This is a genomic window from Methylovulum sp. (assembly GCF_028687615.1).
Taxonomy (GTDB): Bacteria; Pseudomonadota; Gammaproteobacteria; order Methylococcales; family Methylomonadaceae; genus Methylovulum.
Genome location: NZ_JAQTZU010000010.1, coordinates 34929 through 60880, shown reverse-complemented (window position 1 = coordinate 60880; position 25952 = coordinate 34929). Strand labels below are relative to the sequence as shown.

The following is a 25952-nucleotide window of genomic DNA, read 5'->3' as shown; positions in this document are numbered from 1 at the left end:
CATTTAACGCCTGCACCCAAGCTATCCAAATTTAAAACCGGCAAAGAATCCCGCCACACCACTTACGCCTTTGCTGGTGATACTGGACAGACGATGTACCAGAAAGTCACCTGAAGATTTTGCCGCATCAGTTGCCGAACTGGCGGCATTTTGCAAATCCGCATTGCTGATATTAACGATTCCATAATATTCAGCGACAAATAGCAGCACGATAGCCGCGCCAGAAACAAACAAAGTTATTCTGAGCATTTTTTTGGCGAAATACCCCACCGCCATGCCGATCACAAACGGAGCACCGACATTGTTAAATAAAAACGCCGACGAGAAAAAATCCTCTGAGGGTGGAAATTGGATGGTATTGTTGCTCATAGTCCGTGTTGTCTTGTTATAAATAAATTTTCCCGGCAACGCAGCCGCCGAAAAAGCAACTTTGCCAATGGAAATATTATAACAAATTAAGCCGTCAGCCTAATGGACGTCAGAATACGGAAATCAATAAACAAAAAAAGGCCGAATTTCCCAGCTATTCGGCCAATATTGGAGGAAAACATGGATTCAAGAAAAAAATGCAAAAACACCCTGATTTAATCTGCTAACTCTTCCCAGGCAGCATACCCACTGAACCCGGTTTAATGCGTTTGCACTTCACGACAACGTCTTCAAGGTGACATTGCTTTTTACCGGCATTGGCATTGTTGCAATCCTGACAAACCGGCTTACCAGTATCTTTAATTTCATCAACATGCCAGCCATAACCTTGTGACTGGCAAAACTTTTTGCTGTATTTATTAAGATTAAACGCTTTGGACGCATGTGCCACGGCCTCGGTTTCGGCTGCACACCCCGCTGACGGCAAGGTATTGGCCATCAAATCCCGATAAATATATTCGGTTGCCTGCGTTTCACTAACAAAGAACGCACCGCCAAGCAACACCCACACGGATAGCCGGGCTGTAAAACTCAATTTCATAATCGCTCTCCAAAATTTAATTGCCATTCAACACCCGGATATTCATCTGGGCATTTTCTTCTTCTATCTGTTGCTTAATCGGGGCGAATTTTTCATTCTCGCTTTGCTTCACCATCGCAATACCCGCAATGATCAGAAACAGGGTGCCGCCCACATACAGCCAAAATTTATCTTTTTTTTGTTCTTGTCCACTCATAATTGTATGCCTTTTATTATTTTTTTAAGTCATCAAGCGATGCGCCGAAATTGATATGAAAAACGTGGCCGTCCAGCAACAACGCGGGAACTGATAACACACCCGCCGCTTCAGCTTCGGCAATACGGTCAGATTGTTCCCCCAAATGCACAACTTCAACGGCATATTTGGCATGATCAATGGCATCAGCCACCATTTGTTCCGCCCCTAGACATACAGGGCATCCAGCATGATAAAAAATCGCAATATTCATAACACTCTCCTTTTTTGGTTTCGAGTCAAAACTATAATTGAGATTGAATCAGCTTGTCAATTCATTTTAATAAATCAATTTTTAGTGTTTTAATCCATGTCACAAGGACTAAAACATCACAACCGCACTAAAATAGCGCAGTCATGCACAAACATGGGGGCAATAAGACCACCGCCCTTGCCCATCTTGGTTTTCAAAAGACGCTAATCTGTAAGCATCTTCAAACAAATTCTGAGATAATAAGGCATTAATATATCGGCATATTAATTGCTCAATACCCACATCGGCCTTCCTATTTATTCGGCGACACGTAATGACAGACAAAAAAGCATTTAAACCCTGTGATTTGGTTATCTTCGGTGCGCTTGGTGATTTATCACGCCGCAAGCTGCTTGTTTCTTTATACCGGCTAGAAAACGCCAATCTGATAGAACCGGACACGCGCATTATCGGTGTTGACCGGCATGTACATGACAACAGCCAATTTATTGAAATTGCCCATAAAAGTTTGCAAGAATTTTTAAATGACGCATTAGACGAGGCCGTCTGGCAACGTTTCTCGGCCAGACTGGCCTATCTGCAAATAGATTTGACGCAACTTGACCAATACAAGCAACTGAAAACCGTCACGGATGGCAAAACTAGGGTGCTGGTCAATTATTTTGCCGTTTCTCCGTTTTTGTTTAAAAACATTTGCCTGGGATTGCACCAATCGGGCATTTTGACTCACGAATCACGAATGGTCATGGAAAAACCGATAGGCCATAACCTCAAATCGTCACAGGAAATCAACGACGAAGTCGCCAAAGTTTTTTCCGAAAAACAAGTGTTCCGCATCGACCATTATTTAGGCAAAGAAACGGTACTAAACTTGCTGGCATTACGTTTTGCCAACTCCATTTTTACCACCAACTGGAATCACAATACTATCGACCATATCCAGATCACCGTCGCGGAAGAAGTCGGTATTGAAGGCCGATGGGACTATTTTGACAAAACCGGACAATTGCGTGACATGGTGCAGAACCACTTGTTGCAGATTTTGACGTTTATCGCGATGGAACCGCCCGTCAATTTGGAAGCGGAAAGCATCCATAATGAAAAAATAAAGGTTCTCAAAGCCCTGCGTCCGATCACGCTAAATAACGTTGAAGAAAAAACCGTGCGCGGACAATACACGGCGGGCTATTTAAAAGGCAAGTCCGTCCTTGGCTATCTGGAAGAAGAAGGGGCCAACACCGAAAGCACCACTGAAAGTTTTGTCGCTTTGTGCGTGGATATTGATAACTGGCGTTGGGCGGGCGTACCGTTTTATCTACGCACAGGTAAAGCGATGCTCGGCAAACGCACCGAAATCGTCGTTTACTTCAAGCAACTGCCACACAATATTTTTAAGGACAGCTTCCGCGATTTACCGCCCAATAAATTGATTATCCATCTGCAACCCAATGAAGGTGTGGAAATTGAAATGCTCAACAAAATCCCGGGCATAGATGAACATATCAAGCTGAAAAAAACCAAACTGGATTTGAGTTTTTCCGAAACTTTCAAACAAAGCCGCATCTTCGGCGGTTATGAGAAATTGGTGCTGGAAGCCATGCGCGGCAATCCGACTTTGTTCTTAAGCCGTGAAGAAATTGAACAGGCCTGGACATGGATTGATTCGATACAAAACGCCTGGCAACACCTTAACGCCGCACCCAAAACCTATCCCGCCGGAACCTGGGGGCCAGTCGCCTCAATCGCTTTGATCGCCCGCGACGGCAGGGCCTGGGAAGAATAAACAGCATGCCCAGACATATAAAAACAGCCAATAAACAAGTTATCGCACAGGAAGGAAGACATAATGCATCCGATCATTGAAAAAGTGACACAAGACATCATTGAACGTAGCCATCCCACTCGTTCAGCTTATCTGAAATATATTGACGGCGTTGCTAAAAAAGGCCCGATCCGTTCAGGCATGGGCTGCGGTAACTTGGCGCATGGTTTTGCCGCTTGCAGCGCTGCTGAAAAAGCGGATTTGACGGGCGACCAAAAAGCCAATATCGCCATCATCACCTCTTACAATGACATGTTGTCAGCCCATGAACCCTACAAAAATGCGCCGGATTTGATCAAAGCGGCAATCAGGGAAGCGGGTGGCGTCGCCCAGGTCGCCAGCGGTGTGCCCGCGATGTGCGATGGCATCACGCAAGGCCAGGCGGGCATGGAATTGTCCTTGTTCAGCCGCGACCTGATTGCAATGGCGACCGCGATTGGCATGAGCCACAACATGTTCGACGGCGCACTTTATCTGGGCATTTGCGACAAAATCGTCCCTGGACTGTTAATTGGCGCATTGAGTTTTGGACATTTACCCGCCATTTTTATCCCCGCAGGCCCTATGCCTAGCGGCTTGACCAACAAAGAAAAAGCCCGGGCCAGACAAGCCTACGCCGTCGGCAAAATAGGCCGTAAAGAATTGCTGGAAGCGGAATCCGCGTCTTATCACAGCCCTGGAACCTGTACTTTTTACGGGACTGCCAACAGCAACCAGATGATGATGGAAATCATGGGCTTGCATTTGCCTGGCAGCTCTTTTATCAACCCATACACGCCGTTGCGTGACGAACTGACCCAAGCCGCCGCCAAACAAATCCTGAAATTTACAGCCTTAGGTGATGATTACCGTCCCATTGCCCACATGATTTCGGAAAAAGCCATTGTCAATGCCGTGATTGGTTTATTGGCAACAGGCGGTTCCACCAACCACACGATGCACTTGATTGCCATCGCCCGTGCTTCCGGCATCGTCCTGAACTGGGACGATTTTGACAATCTTTCCAAAGCCATCCCGTTGATCGCCAAAATTTACCCCAACGGCCCGGCTGACGTGAACCACTTCCAGGCGGCTGGCGGCATGGGCGTGTTGATTGCCGAGCTGTTACGCAACGGCTTGCTGCACGAAGACATCATCACTGTTGGCGACGAACGCGGCATGAGCCACTATTGCCAAGAACCTAAACTCATCGACGAAAAACTGGTCTGGGTAGCCGTACCGGAAACCTCTTTGGACACCGAAGTGTTAAGCACCGTCGCCCAACCCTTCGCCACTGGCGGTGGCCTGCACAAAATGCACGGCAATTTAGGGCGAGGGATTTCCAAATTGTCAGCCGTCTCCGAAGACCACCAAATCGTTGAAGCCCCTGCGGTTGTGTTTGACGACCAAGCCGATTTCTTGGCGGCATTCCAACGCGGGGAACTGGAAAAAGATTTTGTCGCCGTCATCCGCTTCCAAGGCCCTAGGGCCAACGGTATGCCGGAACTGCACAAACTGACCCCGCCGCTCGGCGTGTTGCAAGACAAAGGCTTTAAAGTCGCCTTGGTCACCGACGGGCGCATGTCCGGCGCGTCAGGTAAAGTGCCTTCCGTCATCCATCTTTGCCCCGAATGCGAAGCAGGCGGCCCGCTCGCCAAAGTCCTCAATGGCGACATCATTTCGCTGAATTTGCAAACAGGCGACTGTAACGTGTTGGTTGACGAAACGGAATTCAACGCCCGTAAACCCTTGCCCAACACCGCCAAAAACCACCACTACGGCATGGGACGGGAAATGTTTGGACACTTCCGCTTGAACGCCTCATCGGCGGAAACCGGTGCGTCTAATTTGTTTATTTGTGATTAACTGATGTTACGCAGGCAAACGAAGAATCAATGACTTACAAAGCAAAAAAACAACTGTAAGTTATTGATAGTTCGTAGTCGGTGCGTAACATCAGTGATTAATTCGTTTGTGATTAACAAGCCGCAATAAATACGATGCGTCAGTTGGATTAGCATGGGCGCAACCCACAACAATCAACCCACCCTAAAATCTAAACGTAAACTTTGGCTAAACAATAATGAAGACAAACAATTGGAAAATCCACCCGAAAGCGGTATTAACTGCCGGCCCTGTCATGCCCGTGATGGTCATCCAACAACTGGATGATGCCGTACCCCTCGCAGAAGCCTTGGTCGCTGGCGGTATTAGAGTCTTGGAAATCACTTTACGCACACCTATCGCACTGGCAGCCATCAAACTGATTGCCGATAACGTCAAAGACGCTATTGTCGGTGCAGGCACAATCACCACCCCAGAACAACTCAAAGCCGCAGAAGATGCCGGTGCCGTGTTTGCCATCAGCCCTGGCCTGACACCCACATTGCTGGCTGCCGCACAAACCGGCAATATCGCGCTGATTCCGGGTATCGCCACCTTGTCCGAACTGATGCTGGGCATGGAATACGGCTTGGATCATTTTAAATTCTTCCCCGCCGAAGCCGCAGGCGGCATACCGATGTTAAAAGCCATTGCGGGCCCAGTGCCTTACGTCACGTTCTGCCCAACGGGGGGGATTTCACCAGAAAACTACAATGCTTATCTCGCCCTAAGCAATGTCGCGTGTGTTGGTGGTTCTTGGCTGGCTCCAGCCGAGGCCGTAAAAACCAAAGATTGGGCGAAAGTCACTGAATTGGCAAGGCAAGCCATTGCAAATGTCAAATCAGCCTGATCAACAACCTGATCAACTAAAGGCTTGTGGTACCACTTAACGAACCTAAAACAGAGAGAATATCCATGACCCATCCAAACAATCTTAGCTTAAATGAGAACGGCCAATCTTTATGTGAGTTACCTGTTTTAACTGGAACCACCGGCCCCAATGTGGTTGATGTCCAAGCCTTGTACAAAAACACAGGTTTGTTCACTTACGATCCTGGATTTAACTCAACCGCCAGTTGCCGCTCCACGATCACCTTTATCGACGGCGAAGAAGGCGTTTTGTTGTACCGTGGCTATCCTATCGAACAGCTTGCCGAGCAATGCAATTTCCTGGAAGTTTGCTACCTGATACTCAACGGTGAACTGCCCACCAGCGAAGAACTGGAAAAATTCCAATACAACATCACGATGCACACGATGGTGCATGACCAATTGACCAATTTTTTCAAAGGCTTCCGCCGTGACGCGCATCCGATGGCGATTATGGTCGGAGTCGTCGGGGCATTATCGGCGTTTTATCATGACGCCCTGGACATCCGCTCCAAAAAAGACCGCGAGATGTGCTCCATCCGGCTAATCGCCAAAGTACCGACCATCGTTGCGATGTGCCATAAGTACAGCACGGGGATGCCGTTCATGTATCCGCAAAACAAACTCAATTATGTGGAAAACTTCCTGCGCATGATGCACGCGACGCCTTGCGATGACTACCATGCCAATCCGGTGCTGGTGCGGGCATTGGACAGGATTTTGATCCTGCACGCCGACCACGAACAAAATGCGTCGACATCCACCGTCCGTTTGGCGGGTTCCAGCGGAGCCAATCCGTTCGCTTGCATCACTGCCGGTATCGCCTGTTTGTGGGGGGCCGCCCACGGTGGGGCCAATGAGGCGGTCTTGAACATGCTGGAAAAAATCGGCGATGTCTCACGCATCCCTGAATATATCCAAAAAGCCAAAGACAAGAACGATCCATTCAGGCTCATGGGTTTTGGTCATCGCGTCTATAAAAACCATGACCCCCGCGCCCTATTAATGCGGGCGACCTGTCATGAAGTCCTCAACGAATTAGGCCTGCACGACATAAAATTGTTTGAACTCGCGTTGGAACTGGAGCGTATCGCTCTGGAAGACGAATATTTCATCGAGAAAAAACTCTATCCCAATGTCGATTTTTACTCCGGCATCGTCCTGCACGCACTGGGCATACCCACCAATATGTTCACCGCGATGTTTGCAATGGGCCGGACGGTCGGCTGGATAGCGCATTGGGATGAAATGATCGCCGACCCGGAACAAAAAATCGGCCGTCCACGCCAGTTATACACTGGGGCAACACGCCGTGACGTTCCGGCGGATCATCGTAAATCGAATTAAAAAACACCATCTCCCCAATTGGCGTAGTGCGGCAAGGGACCAACATGCAGATATGGGTTGATGCAGATGCTTGCCCGAAGGCGATCAAAGACATTCTGTTTCGGGCGGCGGAACGTACCGCTATCACCACGACCCTGGTTGCCAACCAGCATCTGGCAACCCCGCCATCACGCCATATCAAAATGTTGCGGGTACACCCAGGCTTTGATGTTGCCGATAGCGAAATCGTCAACAGGCTAAACCTTGGTGATTTGGTGATTACCGGCGACATTCCGCTGGCGAGTGAAGTGATTGCCAAAGGCGGACATGCGATCAATCCCCGTGGCGAACGCTATACCGAGGACACGATCAAGGAACGTTTGAATATGCGTGATTTTATGGACACCTTACGCGCCAGCGGCATAGCGACCGGCGGGCCTGCCGCCTTAAGCCCCCGTGACATACAAGCGTTTGCCAATCAATTGGACGCCTTCTTAGCCCAGCACATCAGAAAGAAACCCGTTTGATCGTGGCAGCCGAATTTTAGCCATGCTTCAGTGACAATGCTTTTAATGGCACCGGCATCCAAAAACTGGTTTTGGATGCCGGTTCATGACAGATCGTTACATCCTTAAAACACCGTGCGACCGCATTGGATACGCCGCAAGGCCGCTGCCAGCACATCAATTTCCCTGTAGGTATTGTAAAACGCCAATGAAGGGCGGACTGTGCTTTCTAAACCGAAGCGACGTAATATCGGTTGGGCGCAGTGGTGGCCGGAACGCACCGCGATGCCTTCCTTGTTCAGCGCCGTACCGACTTCTTCTGTCGCAGCCCCTTTCAGCACAAAAGACAACACACTGGTTTTGTCCGGTGCCGTGCCGATTAGGCGCAGCCCTGGAATTTCGCTAAGGGCTTGTGTCGCATAGACCAACAATTCATGCTCATAGCGGTTGATATTTTCAATCCCCAGTATTTCGACATAATCCAATGCCGCCGCCAAGCCCACGGCATCGGCGATATTGCCGGTACCGGCTTCAAAACGCGCGGGTGCTTGCTGATAGCGGGTGTGTTCGAAAGCCACATCCTCAATCATATTACCGCCACCTTGCCAGGGTTGCGTTGCGTTGAGCAACCCACGCTTGCCGTATACCACGCCAATCCCTGTCGGCCCGAAAATCTTATGACCGGAAAACACAAACCAATCACAGTCCAAGGCCTGGACATCGACCCGCAAATGCGAAACCGATTGCGCCCCGTCAACCAAGACCCGCGCACCGTGGCGATGCGCCATCGCAACCATCTCACGCGCCGGTGTCACCGTACCCAAGGCATTGGAAACTTGCGTGAAAGCCACCAGACGGGTGCGGGGATTGAGCAGTTTTTCGTACTCTTCCAACAAGACTTGCCCGTCATCATCGACCGGAGCCACACGCAAGCGTGCACCGGTTTCCGTGCATAGCTGCTGCCAGGGTACGATGTTGGCATGATGCTCCAAGCAAGTGATGACAATCTCATCATCCTTGCCAATATGTTGGCGGCCCCAAGACTGGGCGACCAAGTTAATGCCTTCGGTTGCACCGCGCACGAAGATAATTTCATCGCTGGCGGACGCATGCAGGAATCGTGCGACAGTAGCACGCGCACCTTCATAAGCATCGGTGGCGCGTGCCGCCAGTTCATGCGCGGCGCGGTGGATATTGGAATTTTCATGCTGGTAGAAATAGCTCAGCCTATCAATGACACATTGCGGTTTCTGCGTCGTCGCGGCATTATCCAGCCAAATCAACGGGCGTCCGTTGACCCGCTCTTGCAAGATCGGAAAATCCCGGCGCACGGCATCAACATCAAACGTAGGATGGCTATTGGCAAGTGAGGGCGTGTGCAAAGCCTGGGCAAAAGCCGGTATTTCATCGAGAAAATAAAATGACGAAAATGATGAATTGCTTGTCGTGTTGACGGGCAGATTGACAATAGGCTGCGGAAATTGCGCTGATAATTCCTGCCATTGCAACTCGCCCGCGATGACCGCATCGGCTGCCACACGCCCTGTCTGGCTGGCCAAATCGGCAAGCCTTGCGGCACAAGCCACGGCCCGTGGATGTGCCGCTACTTGCGCGTCTATTTGCTGATGGGCTGAACCAACGACATCATTTCCTATCGCCCCTGGCAACGCCGAAAATAGTTCATTCGCCATACGTTCCAATTGTTCCACCGACAGTTCCCCCAAATCGTCGCCTGGAAATCCAGTTTGCTTGTCAGAATTACTGGTATTCATGGTACTTGCCCACTTCGACGTTCTCAAGCACGGCGAGCGCGTCATCCGTCAACACCGCCAAGGTGCAGTACAACGAAATCAAGTACGAAGAAATCGCTTTATGGTTGATACCCATAAAACGCACGGACAAGCCCATGCTTTGCTCGCCAGTCAGATTGGGTTGATAAAGGCCTACCACGCCTTGACGGCTTTCACCGGTACGCATCAGCAAAATATTGGTTTTGCCGTTGACGATTTTGAGCTTGTCTGACGGAATGACCGGCACACCGCGCCAAGTGATGAACGGCGAACCAAACAAAGTCACGGTAGCAGGCGGTACGCCACGGCGGGTACATTCGCGTCCAAATGCAGCAATCGCGAGCGGATGCGCCAAGAAAAACGCCGGTTGTTTCCAAACTTTTGCCAACAATTCATCCAAGTCATCAGGAGTAGGCGCACCCTTACGCGGCTGTATTTTATTGATGGCGGCGACATTATGTAGCAAACCGTATTCGCTGTTATTAATCAACTCGCTTTCCTGACGTTCTTTAATGGTCTCAATGGTCAGGCGCAATTGTTCTTGGATTTGGTTGTGCGGGCTGCTGTACAGGTCAGAGACGCGGGTGTGAATGTCAACGACGCTATTGACCGCACCTAAACGATACTCGCGGCCCCATTCTTCATAATCGACATAGGTTTGCGGTAAATCCCGCTCATCGAGATTCGAGCAATCGACAGCGATGCCGGTTTCATTTTTAACTTTGTTGACACGGTAAATCCCTGCCTCGACCGGAACCCACTGGAGCAAATGCACCAACCATCGTGGCGTGATGGTTGACATCATGGGGACGGTTTTGGTGGCGTTCGCCAGGGTGCGGGCTGCGACGTCGCTTAACGCAGTATGGGCTTCATGAATATCGGACATGGTTTGTTCCTTCGTGGTGTTGGGTGAATGTTAATTTTTAAAAACAACTGCTTATGTATTTCTGTTATTGAGTAAAGTTAAGTGGTGCGTGGTTAAATTTGCCGACGGTTCATTATTCGCCAGCGATTGGGTGATGACACTGCCCGCTGCGACGCTATGGGTCAGCCAGACATTGCCGCCTATCGAAGAGCCTTGGCCTATGGTGATGCGCCCCAGAATGGTCGCACCTGCGTAAATCACAACATCGTCTTCAACTATCGGATGCCGCGCATTGCCTTTGACTAAACTGCCGTCCTGGTCTTTCGGGAAACGTTTGGCTCCCAATGTCACCGCTTGGTACAAACGCACATGCCGACCAATGACCGCCGTTTCGCCAATGACGACACCCGTGCCGTGGTCAATAAAAAAACTCGCACCAATTGTTGCACCGGGATGAATGTCAATGCCGGTCGCCGAATGCGATATTTCGGCAATCATCCGCGCAACCAGTGGTGAACCCAGCATATAAAGTGTGTGGGCAATCCGGTGGTAAATAATCGCGATCATGCCCGGATAACAGACCAGCACCTCATCCAGGCTGGTTGCCGCCGGATCACCCTCGTAGGCAGCAATCAGGTCGCTATCCAGTAAAACCCGTAGCGCGGGCAATTGCGCGGCAAACTCACGGTTGATAACCGCCGCCTGTTGCCCGCAATCAATATCGAACAAACCTTGTTGCTCGGCTTTGAACCGGCATTCACGGCGTAATTGCTCAAACAAGCCCCGAAGCGCGGCATCCAAAGTCTGTCCGACGAAATAATCGACGCTTTCATCGGAAAGCTCACCCGAACCCAAGCGGTTCGGGAACAACGCCGCTGAAAAACCTTCCAAAATGGCAACCAAGGCTTTACGGGACGGCAGTTTGGGTGGCCGTCCTTCCCGTTGCCTGTTTTCCAAGGATTTATTCCGTAACAAGCGAAGTTCAGAGACAATGGTCTCGATGTTCCAATGAATCTCAGTTTTTGGAGTTATGTCCATGTTAATTTTGACCTCGTCTAAGATAAAATTTTTATTTATAAATCAAAAAAATAACACGCTTAACAAGCGGATAAACCCAATAAACAAACCCTGCAATAAAATCAGCGCAAAAAAAAACCAACGGGCTTGAAGGCCCGTTGGCTTCTGGTTATCCAGTCAGCACGAAACTATTTATTAATGGCTATTTGTCATTCGGCAAGTTGTCTTGTTGGTACAAAGTACCAAACTTTGTACCCATTGGCAACCAAAGCGTTTGCCAATTTTGGGGCTATGCCGCTGTGGAGTGCTAAAAAATAAAGGCTCTATATGGGTTTCAGGGTCTTTTGTCCATCGACCGGGTCAGGAATTCGCGCAGCTCCTTCGCCAGCGGCTTGAGCAGCTCTTTGGGCAACTGGTGGACGTCGGCGGGGCTGTGGATGTCGGTGGGCAGGGGAAACTGACGGGCTTGTTCATGTAGTGAGAAAATCCTTAAAAATCGGTACGATAGTTAAGCAAGGGCGTGATTATCCAGATAAATTTCTGGGCGATCAAGTTGCTTATGGAAAAACCAATTGCGGACTTACAAATCCCCTCCCCCCTTTCAAACAAGCCCTGCCGGGCATTCGCCAAACTGCTGCGACTGACGTTCAGGTAGACAAAGGAGATTAGACTTTCAAACGGTAGCCTACACCCGATTCCGTCAACAAATACTGTGGCTGCGTCGGGTCGGCTTCCAGTTTTTGCCTAAGCTGGCTCATGTAAATTCGTGGGTAATGCGAATTGTCCTTGTACGACGGCCCCCAGACTTCCTTGAGTATGTATTGGTGCGTCAACACTTTACCAGCATTGACTATCAACAGTGACAATAGTCGATATTGAATCGGGGTCAGGTGGATTTCTTTATCGGCAACGAAAACCTGGCGTTTCAACAAATCGACTTTCAACTCGCCAGTATTAAATACACCATCCGCATCTTGCGCTGGGCAGCTGACCGAATGGCGTAGCGCGACCCGTATCCTCGCCAGCAATTCCCCCAAACCAAACGGCTTGGTCAGGTAATCGTCCGCTCCGGCATCCAACGCGTCGATTTTATGCTGCTCGGAACTCCGTGCCGACAAAATGATGATAGGCATCGCCGACCATTCGCGTATGCTTTTGATAACCTCGACACCATCCATGTCCGGCAAACCCAAATCCAAAATGATGAGGTCGGGTTTGCGCACCCCCGCTTCGATAATGCCTTGCCGGCCTTTGTCCGCCTCAAATATCTTGAAACCGTGGGCACCCAGACCCGTCCGCAAAAACAGGCGTATTGCCGGATCATCTTCTATCACAATAATCACTGGGTTGGTGTTCGTCATGGCTAGCCAACCATACCGCAAGGCTCTTCTTGGCACACCACAGGTGGCGCGTGGCCCAGCGGAATCATAAACGAAAACACCGCGCCTCCTTCCGGCCTATTTTGGGCATGGATGCTCCCGCCATGCACCTCAATGATCGCTTTGCAAATTGCCAAACCTAAACCTACCCCGCTTTGTGCCGCCTCGTTACGCACCCGATAAAATTTTTCAAACAATTTGTTTTCGCCGCCTTCAGGTAGCCCCTGACCCTGATCGGCCACCGAGATTTCCACCGAATCCGCAGACGCTTTGGCCGTAACCTCCAAAGGGCTGTTGTCCGGCGTGTAACGCAAGGCGTTTTCCAGCAAGTTAATCAACACCTGCTCAATCATCACGGCATCGACATAAACCATCAAAATGCCAGGCGGCAGTTTGACTGTCATCCGGCGGCCTTTGAGACGTTTTTGCAAACGGTTCAGCACCACACCAATAATTTCATCCAGCGGATACCATTGTTTGTTCGGTTCAACCGTACCGGCATCAAGCCTTGCCATATCCAGGATATTATTGACTAGGCTCGACATCCGTTGCGCCTCTTCATAAATGGCGCGGTTCAGTTCCAGCTTGTCTTCCGGTTTGAGCGAATTGTCATCTTCCACCAAGGTGCTGGCCGAGCCGACGATAGTCGCCAAGGGTGTGCGTAAATCATGGGAAATGGAACTAAGCAAGGAATTACGCAGACGTTCGGCTTCCATTGCCACTTGCGTTTTGCGGGCTTGCTCGGTCAAACGCACACGGATAATCGCTTGGGCAATCTGCCCAAGCAACGTCTCCAGCAATTTTTGTTGTTCCGGCAGAAATACCCGACGTAAATTGACGGGCAGCAAGACCAAAACCCCCAACATGGTTTCTTTATTGCTCAACGGGAAATAAAGAGCCTCGGCACCCGGCAAAGTATGGGTGCCTTGCCCGGCGATCTCGTTATGATCCATGACCCATTGCGCCACGCTCAAATCAGCACCGTGCAGCGATTCTGGCATATCATTGCCGGTCGGATAAACAATGCGTCCATTGGCATCAGGAAATAAGATGACGTTACGGCTGCCAAACTCCGTATAAAAATGATGCACGGCGGTGCATACGATCTCATCTTCACTCTGGCTAGCCGTCAGCTCCTTGCTCATCGCATAAAGGACTATCGCCCGCCGCTCCCTATGCCCTGCCACCTTGGCCTGGGAGCGGACATTCGCCATCAGGCTGCTGACCAGCACCGCCACCGTCAACATCGCCAATAGCGTCACCAGATATTGGCTATCGGACACCGAAAAACTGAAATAAGGGGGGACGAACAAAAAATCAAAGATCGCCACGCCCAGGAATGACGCAAAAATGGACGGGCCGCGCCCATAACGCGTGGCAATAAAAACCACGCCCAGCAAAAACACCATGCTGAGGTTAGCCAGCGCGAACTTGCCGAACATCAGGTAAGCCAGCACGGTACTGGCGATAGTCACAAGCATTGCCCAGACATAACCCTGGATGCTTTTTTGTTGCGCTAAGCGTTTTTTGCCCAGCCCCGGCAAGGGGTTTTTCCGGTACAAGAGTTCTGGTTTGTCGCCGTTACCGTTCTTGTCAGGCCTAGGGCTGCCCAGCAGATACAGGTTGATGTTGTGTGCGTCGCTGATCAGCACATCCACCACCGAACCCAAGAACAAACGCTTCCAACCCCGGCGGGTGGGTTTGCCCATGACGATCTTGGTCACATTGCGTTCGTTGGAATACTTGATGATGGCGGTGCTCATTTCGGGCGCGCTCAAGGTTGCGGTCTCGGCACCCAGTTGTTCCGCCAAGCGTAAAATCCGCAACACGCCATCGCGCTTTTCCGCTGGCAAGCGTTGCAATTCCGGTGTTTCGACATACACGACTATCCATTCGGCACGTAAACTGGTGGCAAAGCGTTTGCCCGCGCGGACCAGCCGCTCGGCTAAGGTGTTGGGGCCTATGCAAACCAGAATCCGTTCACTGACCTGCCAAACATCGCGGATAAAATGATTTTCGCGGTAATCCAGCATCTGGGCATCGACACGGCTGGCGGTTTGCCGCAAAGCCATTTCCCGCAACGCAATCAGATTGCCCTTGCGGAAAAAATTCTTGGCCGCCTCCTGGGCCTGTTGCGGCACATACACCTTGCCGTCTTTAAGCCTACCCAGCAACTCGTCGGGCGGCAAATCCACCAGCTCGACTTCATCAGCCTGCTCAAACACCGTATCCGGCACCGTCTCCCACACCCGGATGCCGGAAATTTGTCCGATGTCGTCATTAAGGCTTTCCAGATGTTGCACATTGAGCGCGGTATAAACATCTATCCCTGCCTCAAGCAGTTCTTCAATATCCTGCCAACGTTTGGGATGGCGGCAACCTTGGGCATTGGAGTGCGCCAATTCATCGACGATGATGATGGACGGTTTGCGCTTGAGCGCGGCATCCAGGTCGAATTCATGCAGCACCGTGCCGCGATAGTCGATCTGCCTGGACGGCAACACTTCCAACCCTTCCAACAAGGCCGCCGTTTCCTTGCGCCCGTGCGTTTCCACCAAACCGACGATAATATCGATATTTTCGGCGCGTTTTTCCTTGGCTGCCAACAACATTGAATAGGTCTTGCCGACACCTGCCGCCGCCCCGAAAAAAATCTTCAGCCGTCCTCGGCAAGCGCGAATCTGGTCACGTTCGACACGGGCAAGAAGGTCATCTGGATCAGGGCGTTCAAGATTCATGGTCACATTCCATTTTCAGTATCATGCTAAGAACGTGCTTTAAAAGCTACTATGCAGTTCGATTGCGGCGTTGCGCGGTGCTCAAAATCCTCATGTACTCCATGCACACTCCGGTTTCTGCGCTCCGTGCGCCTTGCTCGAACCGCTCGCGACGCTTTTAAAACACGTTCTAAGGCACTATAGTATCTAGTCGAACCAAACTGACAGGTTTACAAAGCCAGTTCGCGCATCTTTCGGGTTAAGGTGTTGCGGCTGTAGCCCAAACGTTGGGCTGCGACATAACGTTGCCCGCTGCTTTTCCGTAAAGCAGAATCAATCAGCACTTTCTCGGCGGATATGAAGAATTCTTTGGCGACATCATTGGCACCGCTTTCCAGCCGACTTTCAACCCATTGGCGTAAAACCTCTTGCCAATCAGCATCCTTCTTGAATATGTCCATCCGTAGCAATTCAAGGGGCAAGTCGTGGATATGGACTTCACGGTCAGGAGCCATCACGGTAATCCAATGACAGACATTCTCCAATTGACGCACATTTCCAGGCCAATTCAAATTGCACAGATAGTCTTCTGTTTCAGGAAGCAAAAATTTAATTTTTTCACCCAATAAGATGCTGGCATTCTGGAGATAATGCCGCAACAGCATGGGAATATCCTGGCGGCGTTCCCGCAAAGACGGAAGATTGAGGCGAATCACGTTCAAACGATGATACAAATCTTCGCGAAATAACCCTTTGGCTACCCTGTCTTCCAGGTTTTGATGGGTTGCAGTGATGATACGCACATCGACACGGACGGGTGACTGTGCGCCTATGGGATAAAATTCCCCTTCTGCAAGCACACGCAACAAGCGGGTTTGCATTTCCATCGGCATATCGCCGATTTCATCCAAAAATAGCGTGCCACCGTCGGTTTGTTCGAAACGCCCGATCCGGCGGGCATGGGCACCGGTGAACGCGCCGCGCTCGTGACCGAACAATTCCGACTCCAGCAATTCGCGCGGTATAGCCGCCATATTCAGGGCGATGAACGGTTTGTCCGCTCTTGGGCTGTGTCCGTGTAAGGCGCGGGCTATCAATTCTTTACCCGTACCCGATTCGCCGTTGACCAACACCGTAACAGAAAACCGCACCAGCCGGTTAATGGCACGAAAGACTTCCTGCATGGCTGGGGATTCGCCAATGATTTCCGGCATGGCAAAAGATGTCGAAGGCGGGTTTTGCTTCAGCCGATAAACCTGGGCTAAGCTTTTCATGCTTGCTCTCCGTTGGGGTCAAGTAGTGTTGGATTAATTGAATTGGCTGTGGCTTTGGCTTTGGCTTTGGCTTTGGCTTTGGCTTTGGCTTTGGCTTTGGCTTTGGCTTTGGCTTTGGCATTGGCTTGAGCCGGATAACAACTGATTCTCCAGTGCTTCCAGACGTTTGTTCAGCCTGACCAATTCGGCGAGAATCTGGCTTTCCTCATCTTGGATACTGCTAGTTTCTTTTTCGATCCGCAGTACGTTCCCTCCTAAGGCATCCATATTCCTGCCAATCAACGTCACTGAAATCAGCGCGGTGAACAGTGAAAAAAACACCAAGCCACACAAGATCAGTCCCGCCGCCAACAAACGCCCCAAAAAGGAAACCGGAACCACATCGCCGAAACCCACATGGGTCATCGTCACCCAAGCCGACCATATCCCGTCCAGCGGCGATTGTATGTTGGGGTCAATCAAAAACAGCAACAAACCGGCAACCAAGGCCACCATGACCGCCAGCAAAACCAGGTAACCGAGGTTTCTGGCCTTGATTAAGTCTACCTTAAGTGTGTTCGCCCATTTGATTGCATTATGGCATTCCGCTAAGCAACGCATGTTTCATTCTCCTGTTTGTAGATTTTGAATATCAGGCCACCCGTTCCGCGCAATAGGCCAACAACTGCGCTTGGCAGGGGCCATTTTGTATATACGATGCCGCCATTACCTTAGGCAGCCAGGCCAGGTGCATTTTAAGGCCGGCATTGGACATCAGCACCACTTCAACATCGGGGATGTTGCCGATAGTATTAATTAATTTAAGTGAGGGATGGCTGGGTTTGAGGCAAATTTTTGGCCTAATACCGTGTTCAGTGACAAAGCGCACCAAGTCGCCAAGTCCGGCGGGGGTGTTTTTGAAAGGTTTTGACAGAATAACCGTGTCCTTGCCCAACAAGGCCACAAGCCATTCATTTTCATCTGTATTGTCGATCCCTACATAACATCGGTCATTCATTTTTTTACCCTGTGTTGTTAAAAACACCCCCAGTTTATGCAAATGCTTGTAAAAATGTTGTTAATATTTGCACAGACTGGCTTGCTCGGGTGGTGAACATTTCAAAGCATCCCGCTTAAAATATGGACAGTCATGCCGTTCATGTCCTTCGGCAATGCTTACATCGTTCCCACGCTCCGGCGTCACTGCCATTAAATTAACGACTATCAATTAAAAATCAATGTGTTATATATCACTATATGGGTTGGGCAACCGCTTTTTGCCACCCGATTCTTGGAGCCTTGGCGTATTGAAATGTTGGGCAACAAAAGCGGTTGCCCAACGCTTTACTGTTCATTTTGAATTGTTGGGAAAGTTTCATGGATGTCGAAAAAACTTCCTGCTAATGCTTGGTAAGGTAGAACGAGCCGTTAAAGATTAACCGAAAACGAGGTAGGACTCCCGCTTGTCGCCCCGTCGGGCTATCCGGTTAAAGGGGTGTCCGCGTGTCAGCGGTAAATGTCTTTGCGGTGGCCTATTTCAAGCACCAAGATAAGCAGTTCGCCGTCTTTTATCTGGCAGATCTGGCAGATAAGGCGGTAATCGCCGACACGATACCGCCAATATCCGGCAAGTTGGCCTTGTAGTGCTTTTCCGGTGGCGCGTGGGTTGGTTTGGGTCGATTGTTTTTTTAAAAAAGCGCGTATGCGTTCCCGTTGCGGGGCATCCAGTTTGTTGATGGCTTGCGCGGCTTTGGCTTTCAGTTCAACGCGCCATTGCATCTAGCTGGTTCTCCCATTCCTCGAAGCTGATAACGGTATCTGAGCCGCCTTCCAGTTCCGCCAGCGCGGCATCAGCCGCCCGCGCGTCCTGCCAGTCTTCAAGGCATTCGGTCAATAGCCTGTTTGCCAGTTGCGCCAAGGTGGTGTGTTCCTGTGCCGCCATTGCGGCTAGCAAGGCGGTGGTTTCGTTGTCGAGTTCTAAGGTTGTCATGGCTTGCCCCTGTTAGTGTCTTATCGGGCTTTATTATACGTCTTTGGACAATCCAAGCGACATAAGCGCACGGCATCACGCGGCATTGTTTAACGGGAAACGTTATCCCCGTACCACCGATACCACCGGAAAAATCGCAAACACAACACAACTATAAAAAAATGCACTGACAACTCACTTTATCAGTTAGGTAAAAATCTGGGGGAATGTTGTTTTTTAAATAAAAGTGGTACGGTGGTACAAGAAAGCGATCACACTGCCTTTTTAAACGGTATCACTTGCGCCCCGTTTTTGAGGCCGTCCAGATAGTCCGCCCACCATTGCATCAGTTCCGTGCGCTCTTCAAGGTATTCGGCGTGGTCGTAAGCCTTTTGGGTTTTGCTTTTTGTACTATGCGCCAGTTGTGCCTCTATGACTTCCTCTCTAAATTTCCCTTTCCCGATTTCCCTTATCTTGGTTGATGCTATGCCCCTAAACCCGTGGGCGGTCATTTCGTCCTTGTCGTAACCCATGCGGCGTAATCCAGATAGCAACGCCTCCATTGCCATGTGCCGTTCATGCTGGCTGCCTGATGCTGTCCTTAAGCCTGTAAACACATAACGCCCCCCGCCAGTCAATAGGTGCATGTCCCGCAATAGGGCGATTGCTTGCCGTGACAACGGGACGATGTGGACGCGCTCAGGGTCGCTTTTATAAGCCGCCGACTGTTTTTTGACGTGTGCCGGAACTGTCCACAAGGCTTTGTCAAAATCAATGTCCGCCCATTCCAGCTTTGCCAATTCGCCCGGTCTCACGAAGGTGAGGGGAAGCAGTTGCAGTGCCGAACGGACTGTGGCTGAACCTTTATAGGTTTCAATGTCGTTCAGTAGCCTTGAAATGTCGCCAATGTCTGTGAGCCGCGCAAAGTTTTTTTGTGGCGGGGCGGGTTTTAACACTGACCTGATGGCGGTGGCGGGATTGTTCTCACATCGCCCCGTACCAATGGCGTAAGCAAAAACGCCTTCACATGCCTGATTGGTTCGGTGTGCCGATTCGATTGCACCGCGTGATTCAATCCGCCTGATGGTTTCGAGCAACACTATTGCCGTTATGGAATTAATGGGGGTCTTGCCGATATAGGGGAACACGTCATTAACCAGCCTTGTAAGCGTCCGCTGTGCGTGGCCTTCCGTCCATTGCCCCCGTTTATGCTCCCACCATTCCCTAGCTATTGGTTCAAGGCTATCTGCCCCGCTTTGGCTGGCGCGTTCGGCCTTGCGCTGTTCGCTAGGATCAATGGCGTTAGCCACCTGCTCCCTCAGTTCACTGCGCCTAGCCCTGGCTTCGGGGACTGATATTTCAGGGTAAAGGCCAACGGATAGCGTTTTCTGCTTGCCGTTGATCCGATAATCAAAACGCCACCATGATGACCTTTCCGGCTCGGCGACAAAATACAGCCCTCCACCGTCAGGGGCTTTTATCACCCGCCCCTCTTTCTTAGCGGTTGACACCAAGCTCTTGATGGTAAGCGGCGATAGTTTGTTCAGTGTTTTAGCCATGTACAGCCCCTTGCTGGTAGATGCGTTGCTGGTAGACGGCCTACCAGCATATTTACCATCAATTGATGGTAGATTGCATTGTATTTTACTGCACATCGTTGGACAATAAAAAACCCGCTAAGCCTTATGACTTGCGGGTTTGATGTACTTCTTTGAACGTCTTTGAATCTTAAATTGGTGGAGGCGGCGGGAATTGAACCCGCGTCCGCAAGTACTTGAAACCAAGGTGCTATTAGTTGAAATTAACTAAATTGTATCACACCAATGTATCACACCAATGTATCACACCAATGTATCGCACCAATAAGCCTATTTTCCATACCGTTATCAGTAGCCAACAAATACAATTTTTAAAAATTGTGCTGAAATTGAAACTATACTTTGCCTCATAGCTGTAACAAGGGGGATGGTGGGGTAGGATTTAGAAATAGACTGCAAAATAACGCTTCACAGGATTTATTACCCTTAAGACATAGGGAATTAAGGCTATAAAGGAAAAAGCTTGCTAGGGATAAATTCTGAGCGGCTTATCTGTAAAATATCAATTAACCCAAACAGCTAGAACTGGCGTTTAGATACAGGTTTACTTGTACGTTACCCCATTCTTGCTTATCCAAACAGGATCAACGTCGTTCTCAAAAGAAGGTGCAAGAACCCTGTTTTTCCATTGTGGGTGATCAAAATCAAATGGGGTGTTTATCAGGTCATGGCGTGGACTATGCTTGTTATAAAGTATCCAGCTATCCCCATTTGCTCTGAGTTGGTCAAGCAACATAAAAGCATCATGAGTACATAACCGATATTCATTTCCCAAAAATTCCCGACCATCGATTTGACTGCCAAGCCAAAAGACCCACCAATAATATTTGTAAAAATAGGGGCTTGGGTGCATATTCGTAGCATAACTGAGCCTTAGAGGTTTGTTTCCGTTCTCTTTTATATCTAACGCCAATTCATCAAAACAAGGTAGTCTCATAGTAAATAATGGCTTGTTACTTGGAGGGTAGCCTAGAGTTTAATTGCATAATTGACAGCTACTATTTTTATATATAACACTAAGATTTTAAAGTTATTTTAAGGGGGGGATGTCGGTTCTCACAAGTTGTGATTTGTACAGCCACAGTCATAGGGAGCCATGACAAATGATAGCCTTATTTTTTATCCTTTGGCTTTAAAACCTCAAATCCTCCGCTACTCATTTTATCTAAAAGATGCTGTTTCTCTTTATCGGTCATCTTTTTATCATTATCCGTTTGTGTTTTAGTTTTTTCTTTATGTTTTGTCATATAATTTCTGCTCTAAAAACCGTGAGATGTGGATTCCAATCCGATTTGGCCAATCAAATTCGTAAATAAATCATAGGAAAGTAAAATGATATTACATATTCCGCATAGTTCAACTAAAATCCCAGATGGGGTAAAATTTGATAAATCAATTGAAGAAGATTTGTTAAGGATGACTGATTGGTATACTGATGAATTGTTTTCATATTCTTCAATGGAGACTATTGTTTTTCCTTGGAGTCGTTTATTTTGCGATGTAGAACGATTTATTGATGATGAACCAATGGAGCAACAAGGGCATGGGATTTGTTACACAAGGGACAGTTTTGGCGGTCAGTTAAGAAATGTTACTGATGAAGAAAGACAAGATATAATTGAAAAATATTATAAACCTCATCATACTAAATTCTCTATTGCCTGTAATCACTGCTTATCCTTATTTAAAGAAATTGTTATAGTTGATTGCCATAGCTTCTCTAATGAAGCTTTACCACATGAACCAGATCAAGATGTTATTCGGCCAGATTTTTGTATTGGTATTGATGAATTTCATACGCCACAAATTTTGGTTGATGAAATTAAAAATTACTTAGAAAGTAAAGGTTATGTTGTTTTTATCAATAAACCATTCGCTGGTACTATTGTTCCATTGGTTCATTATAAAAAGAATAAAGATTTGAAATCTATTATGATTGAAGTGAATCGTAAATTGTATTTTGGTAAATCAGATGAAGAATTTCAATATATCAAGGGAATAATTGGGGAAGTATTAAATATCGTAGATACTTATGAAGGTAGTCCTGCAATCGGAATGATTTGTAAAAAGTCAAGCCTACCGATTTATTGGGTCGAATGCCCGTACTTCAAGGCGTACAGTCATCGCAATATTTTATTGACAAATCTATTATCATTCCGATTGCAGGACTACCAAACCGCGTTAGTAACCTTGAAATCCGTATTTTTTGTTTTTGAAAGCGGATTGTCTAGTTAACTGGGGGCTAAGTCCGGCAGGCTGCTAGCAAATCCCGCAACAAAGGTTGCTGGGTTTCGCCCGTCAGCACCAGCGCGACTATCCGCGCCGCTTCTTTACATAATTGCAGGTTTTTGCGCGGCGTTTTTTTACGCTACATAGCCTATTTTTTTTGTGGAAGCCCCGATCCGTGGGAATCGGCAGAATTAACTAGGGGTAACGGATGCGCGGCTGAAATTGATTGCACTATCTAACATGGCAGCCTCCTTATGATGCGGGTGGATGGAAAGCGCGGCAATCCACACATGATTGCGGTTTTGTCAAAATTATGTGGCGGCCGGTTAGGGCGCAGCCCTAACCGGATGTGCCTTCCCCGCGAAGCCAGATAGACAATGCTTCCTATTGGTGGAGGATGGTGCAGGGCGGCACGTTAAATTGCTTTGTATTTGAATGTTTGACGCTTTTGGCGTTTCCATATATTATTGTGCGGTTATGTTAGCTCGATTACCTGAATACATAGACCCGTTGCATCTCGCCGACAAGCGTGGTGCTTTAAAGGGTCAAATTCCTTTGCATAACCTGAAACGTTTGGCAGATTTGCTGTTCGATGATTCGGGGGCGGTTGCTATTGAGCTTTTTTTTCAACGCGAAGGCCGATTGGCGACGATTGATGGCCGACTGGAAACCGTTTTGCAATTGCGTTGCCAGAATTGTTTGGAAGCACTGGAATGGCCTGTCAATAGCGAGGTCAAATTAGGCATTGTCACTTCTATAGAGCAAGCCGATAAATTGCCCGAAGAATTTGAGCCGCTGATGCTTGAAGGCGAAACCCTATTGCTTAAGGACATTGTCGAAGATGAGCTGTTGCTGGCTTTGCCGGCATTTCCAAAACACCAGCACGCTTGTTTTGAGACCGGCCACTTTGAAAAAAACAGACCAACTAACAAAGCAGAATTATTTGGGGATGAGAAACCATCATCCCGTGAAAACCCTTTTTCCATCTTAGCCAATTTAAAAAATACTGGAGATTCCTAATGGCCGTTCAGAAAAGTAAAGTGTCACGTTCAAGACGTGGCCAACGTCGTTCACACGATTCGTTAACCAGTCGTGCATTGACCCAAGATCCAATCACAGGCGAAATGCACTTGCGTCACCACATGACACCCGATGGTTATTTTAAAGGCCGTCAAATTGTTGGTGCGGTTGTTGAAGAAGACTAAGGCTTTTTCAAGGCCTGATGATATGCCGAACCTTTGCGGGTTCGGCTTTTTTAATTTAAGGCGGGGTCACCAGGCAGCGTGGGCTTAACAATTTCAATTGATGCAATGGGTGGGGATCATGGTCTTGTTGTGACGGTTCCTGCCTCCTTAGATTGCTTAAAGGGCAATCCAGACTTAACGCTGATTTTGGTGGGTGACGAAGTTTTACTTAAACAACATTTGGCGCAAGCATTGCTTGACTATCAAGGACGCTTGTCCATCCACCATGCCTCCCAATGCGTCGGCATGGATGAGTCGCCATCGAAAGCGTTAAAGAACAAAAAAGATTCGTCGATGCGGGTCGCCATCAATTTGGTGCGTGACGGTGCCGCCGATGCTTGCGTCAGTGCAGGCAATACGGGCGCGTTGATGGCGACGGCACGGTTTGTGTTGAAAATGATCCCAGGTGTGGATCGTCCTGCCATTGTTTCGACTTTGCCGTCTATCTACGGGCATACCCACGCCTTGGATTTGGGTGCGAATGTCGATTGTACCGCCGAGCATCTGTTCCAGTTTGCCATTATGGGCAACGAATTGGTCAAGGCCATCGAGCAAATAGAGCATCCTAAAGTCGGTTTGCTGAATATCGGCGAGGAAGAGGTGAAGGGAAACGAGCAAGTGAAAGCGGCGGCTAAGTTACTGGAAAACTCCTCCTTGAATTACATTGGCTATGTCGAAGGCGATTCCTTGACTGCCGGTAGTGTCAAAGTCGATTTGATTGTTGCCGATGGTTTTGTTGGCAATGTCGCGCTGAAATCCATAGAAGGTGCCGCCAAGATGATGGGCTTCGCGCTGAAAGAAGCGTTTGGCAAAAATCCGCTTACCCGCCTGGCGGCTTTGGCCGCTTATCCGGTGCTCAAGGCTTTTAAAAAACGCATAGATCCGAGGCGTTATAATGGCGCGAGCTTTTTAGGTTTGCGCGGATTGGTGATTAAAAGCCACGGCGGCGCCGATGTGTTGGCGTTTAAGACGGCAATCCAATTGGCCGAAGTCGAAGTGAAAAATGACGTGATCAAAAAAGTCAGTGAGCAAATCCAACTAATCTTAGCTCAAAGGGAAAGCGTATGAGCCATTATTCAAGAGTGATAGGCACGGGCGGCTATTTGCCGGAAAAAGTGCTGACCAATGAGCAAATCTCTTTGATGGTGGATACTTCTGATAATTGGATACACGAACGCACAGGCATTAAAAGCCGCCGTATCGCCGCCGCCGAAGAAAGTTCTGCAAGCATGGCGGAAATCGCCGCCAGACAAGCGCTTGAAGCGGCGCAGATTGACGCTGAAACGATTGATTTGATTATTGTCGCAACCGGAACACCTGACCGTGTTTATCCGAGTACGGGTTGTTTGTTGCAACAGCGTTTGGGGATAAAAAACTGTGTCGCGTTTGATGTGCAGGCCGCCTGTTCCGGTTCGATCTTTGGTTTGAGCATTGCTGACCAGTACATTAAGTCCGGCGCGGCAAAAACCGTTCTGGTGGTCGGTTCGGAAATTTGTTCGCGCATTGTCGATTGGACTGACCGTAGCACTTGCGTCCTGTTTGGTGACGGTGCGGGGGCTGTGGTGTTGCAGGCTGCGGAAGAAAAGGGTATTTTGTCCACACACATCCATTCCGATGGCGAATACGAAGATTTGTTGTTTTGCCCGAATCCGCAAGTGGCGACTGATGCAGGGAAAGATGAGTTGGGCTATATCAATATGCGTGGCAACGAAGTCTTTAAAGTGGCGGTCAATACATTGGGGCGTATTGTTGATGAAACCTTGGAAGCCAATCAAATGGAGAAAACGGATATAGACTGGCTGGTGCCGCATCAAGCCAATATCCGTATCATTGCCGCCACCGCCAAAAAGCTGAAAATGTCGATGGAACAGGTGGTCGTGACCTTGGAAACCCAGGGCAACACCTCGTCGGCGTCGGTGTTGCTGGCTTTTAATGAAGCGGTCCGTGATGGACGCATACAACGCGGGCAAGTGGTTTTGCTGGAAGCCTTTGGCGCAGGGTTTACTTGGGGTTCCGCGCTTATCAGATATTAATGCTTGCATAAGTGCTGGCATTGGACATGGAATGCCCCTCCCACGCTTTTTT

General features: G+C 49.0%; 26 protein-coding genes and 1 pseudogene. 10 read left to right on the top strand and 17 right to left on the bottom strand.

Annotated features, from left to right (window positions below; all coding sequences use genetic code 11):
- Nucleotides 1-21 precede the first annotated feature (21 nt).
- The 4 genes from PHH59_RS07935 to PHH59_RS07920 form a co-directional block, all read right to left on the bottom strand.
- Complete coding sequence (locus tag PHH59_RS07935; RefSeq protein ID WP_300013854.1) at nucleotides 22-369, bottom strand: FUN14 domain-containing protein; 348 nt, start codon at nucleotides 367-369, stop codon at nucleotides 22-24.
- Between the two features lie 223 nt (nucleotides 370-592).
- Complete coding sequence (locus PHH59_RS07930; RefSeq protein WP_300013851.1) at nucleotides 593-970, bottom strand: hypothetical protein; 378 nt, start codon at nucleotides 968-970, stop codon at nucleotides 593-595.
- Nucleotides 971-986: 16 nt separating this feature from the next.
- Complete coding sequence (locus PHH59_RS07925) at nucleotides 987-1166, bottom strand: hypothetical protein (RefSeq protein WP_300013848.1); 180 nt, start codon at nucleotides 1164-1166, stop codon at nucleotides 987-989.
- Between the two features lie 16 nt (nucleotides 1167-1182).
- On the bottom strand, nucleotides 1183-1419 hold the full coding sequence (locus tag PHH59_RS07920; protein ID WP_300013844.1) for a thioredoxin family protein: 237 nt from the start codon (nucleotides 1417-1419) through the stop codon (nucleotides 1183-1185).
- Between the two features lie 313 nt (nucleotides 1420-1732).
- On the opposite strand from PHH59_RS07920, the gene zwf reads away from it, so the two are divergent.
- The 5 genes from zwf (at nucleotide 1733) to PHH59_RS07895 (ending at nucleotide 7827) form a co-directional block, all read left to right on the top strand.
- Complete coding sequence (zwf, locus tag PHH59_RS07915; RefSeq protein WP_300013841.1) at nucleotides 1733-3202, top strand: glucose-6-phosphate dehydrogenase; 1470 nt, start codon at nucleotides 1733-1735, stop codon at nucleotides 3200-3202.
- 63 nt (nucleotides 3203-3265) lie between these two features.
- A complete protein-coding gene (gene edd / locus PHH59_RS07910; RefSeq protein ID WP_300013838.1) occupies nucleotides 3266-5086 on the top strand; it encodes a phosphogluconate dehydratase in 1821 nt (606 codons plus the stop codon).
- 217 nt (nucleotides 5087-5303) lie between these two features.
- Nucleotides 5304-5954, top strand: a complete 651-nt coding sequence (locus PHH59_RS07905) for a bifunctional 4-hydroxy-2-oxoglutarate aldolase/2-dehydro-3-deoxy-phosphogluconate aldolase (RefSeq protein WP_300013835.1) — start codon at nucleotides 5304-5306, stop codon at nucleotides 5952-5954.
- Between the two features lie 65 nt (nucleotides 5955-6019).
- The gene (gene gltA / locus PHH59_RS07900) at nucleotides 6020-7321 is read left to right on the top strand and encodes a citrate synthase (RefSeq protein ID WP_300013832.1); all 1302 of its coding nucleotides are present in this window, start codon (nucleotides 6020-6022) and stop codon (nucleotides 7319-7321) included.
- Between the two features lie 44 nt (nucleotides 7322-7365).
- Nucleotides 7366-7827 (top strand): YaiI/YqxD family protein, encoded by a 462-nt coding sequence (locus tag PHH59_RS07895; protein ID WP_300013829.1) that lies wholly within the window; start codon nucleotides 7366-7368, stop codon nucleotides 7825-7827.
- A 104-nt stretch (nucleotides 7828-7931) separates the two neighbouring features.
- Here the strand turns inward: PHH59_RS07895 and PHH59_RS07890 are convergent, their stop codons facing one another.
- The 13 genes and pseudogenes from PHH59_RS07890 to PHH59_RS07830 all read right to left on the bottom strand — a co-directional run bounded on the left by PHH59_RS07890 (nucleotide 7932) and on the right by PHH59_RS07830 (nucleotide 21641).
- A complete protein-coding gene (locus PHH59_RS07890; RefSeq protein WP_300013826.1) occupies nucleotides 7932-9578 on the bottom strand; it encodes a family 2A encapsulin nanocompartment cargo protein cysteine desulfurase in 1647 nt (548 codons plus the stop codon).
- Nucleotides 9565-10482: a family 2A encapsulin nanocompartment shell protein gene (locus PHH59_RS07885; RefSeq protein ID WP_300013824.1), complete on the bottom strand. Its 918-nt coding sequence runs from the start codon at nucleotides 10480-10482 to the stop codon at nucleotides 9565-9567. The genes PHH59_RS07890 and PHH59_RS07885 overlap by 14 nt, the downstream gene beginning before the upstream one ends.
- Before the next feature lie 51 nt (nucleotides 10483-10533).
- A complete protein-coding gene (epsC, locus tag PHH59_RS07880) occupies nucleotides 10534-11499 on the bottom strand; it encodes a serine O-acetyltransferase EpsC (protein WP_300013821.1) in 966 nt (321 codons plus the stop codon).
- Between the two features lie 644 nt (nucleotides 11500-12143).
- Nucleotides 12144-12839 carry a response regulator gene (locus PHH59_RS07875; protein ID WP_300013818.1) on the bottom strand — a complete coding sequence of 232 codons (696 nt, stop codon included), beginning with the start codon at nucleotides 12837-12839 and terminating at the stop codon, nucleotides 12144-12146.
- Nucleotides 12840-12841: 2 nt separating this feature from the next.
- Complete coding sequence (locus tag PHH59_RS07870) at nucleotides 12842-15595, bottom strand: sensor histidine kinase KdpD (RefSeq protein WP_300013815.1); 2754 nt, start codon at nucleotides 15593-15595, stop codon at nucleotides 12842-12844.
- 209 nt (nucleotides 15596-15804) lie between these two features.
- Nucleotides 15805-16785, bottom strand: a pseudogene (locus PHH59_RS07865) (sigma 54-interacting transcriptional regulator); the annotation flags it as partial.
- A gap of 96 nt (nucleotides 16786-16881) precedes the next feature.
- Entirely contained in the window at nucleotides 16882-17448 is a 567-nt protein-coding gene (locus PHH59_RS07860) for a potassium channel family protein (RefSeq protein WP_300013812.1), read from the bottom strand.
- A gap of 31 nt (nucleotides 17449-17479) precedes the next feature.
- Nucleotides 17480-17845 (bottom strand): hypothetical protein, encoded by a 366-nt coding sequence (locus tag PHH59_RS07855; RefSeq protein ID WP_300013809.1) that lies wholly within the window; start codon nucleotides 17843-17845, stop codon nucleotides 17480-17482.
- A gap of 488 nt (nucleotides 17846-18333) precedes the next feature.
- Nucleotides 18334-18606 (bottom strand): type II toxin-antitoxin system RelE/ParE family toxin, encoded by a 273-nt coding sequence (locus PHH59_RS07850; RefSeq protein WP_300013806.1) that lies wholly within the window; start codon nucleotides 18604-18606, stop codon nucleotides 18334-18336.
- Nucleotides 18590-18817 (bottom strand): DUF6290 family protein, encoded by a 228-nt coding sequence (locus tag PHH59_RS07845; RefSeq protein ID WP_300013803.1) that lies wholly within the window; start codon nucleotides 18815-18817, stop codon nucleotides 18590-18592. The genes PHH59_RS07850 and PHH59_RS07845 overlap by 17 nt, the downstream gene beginning before the upstream one ends.
- Nucleotides 18818-19068: 251 nt before the next feature.
- Entirely contained in the window at nucleotides 19069-20355 is a 1287-nt protein-coding gene (locus PHH59_RS07840; RefSeq protein ID WP_300013800.1) for an integrase arm-type DNA-binding domain-containing protein, read from the bottom strand.
- 583 nt (nucleotides 20356-20938) lie between these two features.
- Nucleotides 20939-21331, bottom strand: a complete 393-nt coding sequence (locus tag PHH59_RS07835) for a hypothetical protein (RefSeq protein WP_300013797.1) — start codon at nucleotides 21329-21331, stop codon at nucleotides 20939-20941.
- A 175-nt stretch (nucleotides 21332-21506) separates the two neighbouring features.
- The gene (locus PHH59_RS07830; protein WP_300013794.1) at nucleotides 21507-21641 is read right to left on the bottom strand and encodes a hypothetical protein; all 135 of its coding nucleotides are present in this window, start codon (nucleotides 21639-21641) and stop codon (nucleotides 21507-21509) included.
- 85 nt (nucleotides 21642-21726) lie between these two features.
- Between PHH59_RS07830 and PHH59_RS07825 the strand changes: the two genes are divergently transcribed.
- From PHH59_RS07825 to PHH59_RS07805, 5 genes are all read left to right on the top strand, one after another.
- Nucleotides 21727-22629, top strand: a complete 903-nt coding sequence (locus tag PHH59_RS07825; protein WP_300013791.1) for an N-formylglutamate amidohydrolase — start codon at nucleotides 21727-21729, stop codon at nucleotides 22627-22629.
- A 471-nt stretch (nucleotides 22630-23100) separates the two neighbouring features.
- Nucleotides 23101-23643: a YceD family protein gene (locus PHH59_RS07820; RefSeq protein WP_300013788.1), complete on the top strand. Its 543-nt coding sequence runs from the start codon at nucleotides 23101-23103 to the stop codon at nucleotides 23641-23643.
- Nucleotides 23643-23828 (top strand): 50S ribosomal protein L32, encoded by a 186-nt coding sequence (gene rpmF / locus PHH59_RS07815; RefSeq protein ID WP_300013785.1) that lies wholly within the window; start codon nucleotides 23643-23645, stop codon nucleotides 23826-23828. The genes PHH59_RS07820 and rpmF overlap by 1 nt, the downstream gene beginning before the upstream one ends.
- Before the next feature lie 78 nt (nucleotides 23829-23906).
- A complete protein-coding gene (plsX, locus tag PHH59_RS07810) occupies nucleotides 23907-24935 on the top strand; it encodes a phosphate acyltransferase PlsX (RefSeq protein ID WP_300013782.1) in 1029 nt (342 codons plus the stop codon).
- Nucleotides 24932-25900, top strand: coding sequence for a beta-ketoacyl-ACP synthase III (locus PHH59_RS07805; protein WP_300013779.1), 969 nt, complete (start codon nucleotides 24932-24934; stop codon nucleotides 25898-25900). Before plsX ends, PHH59_RS07805 begins: the two co-directional genes overlap by 4 nt.
- Nucleotides 25901-25952: the final 52 nt, after the last annotated feature.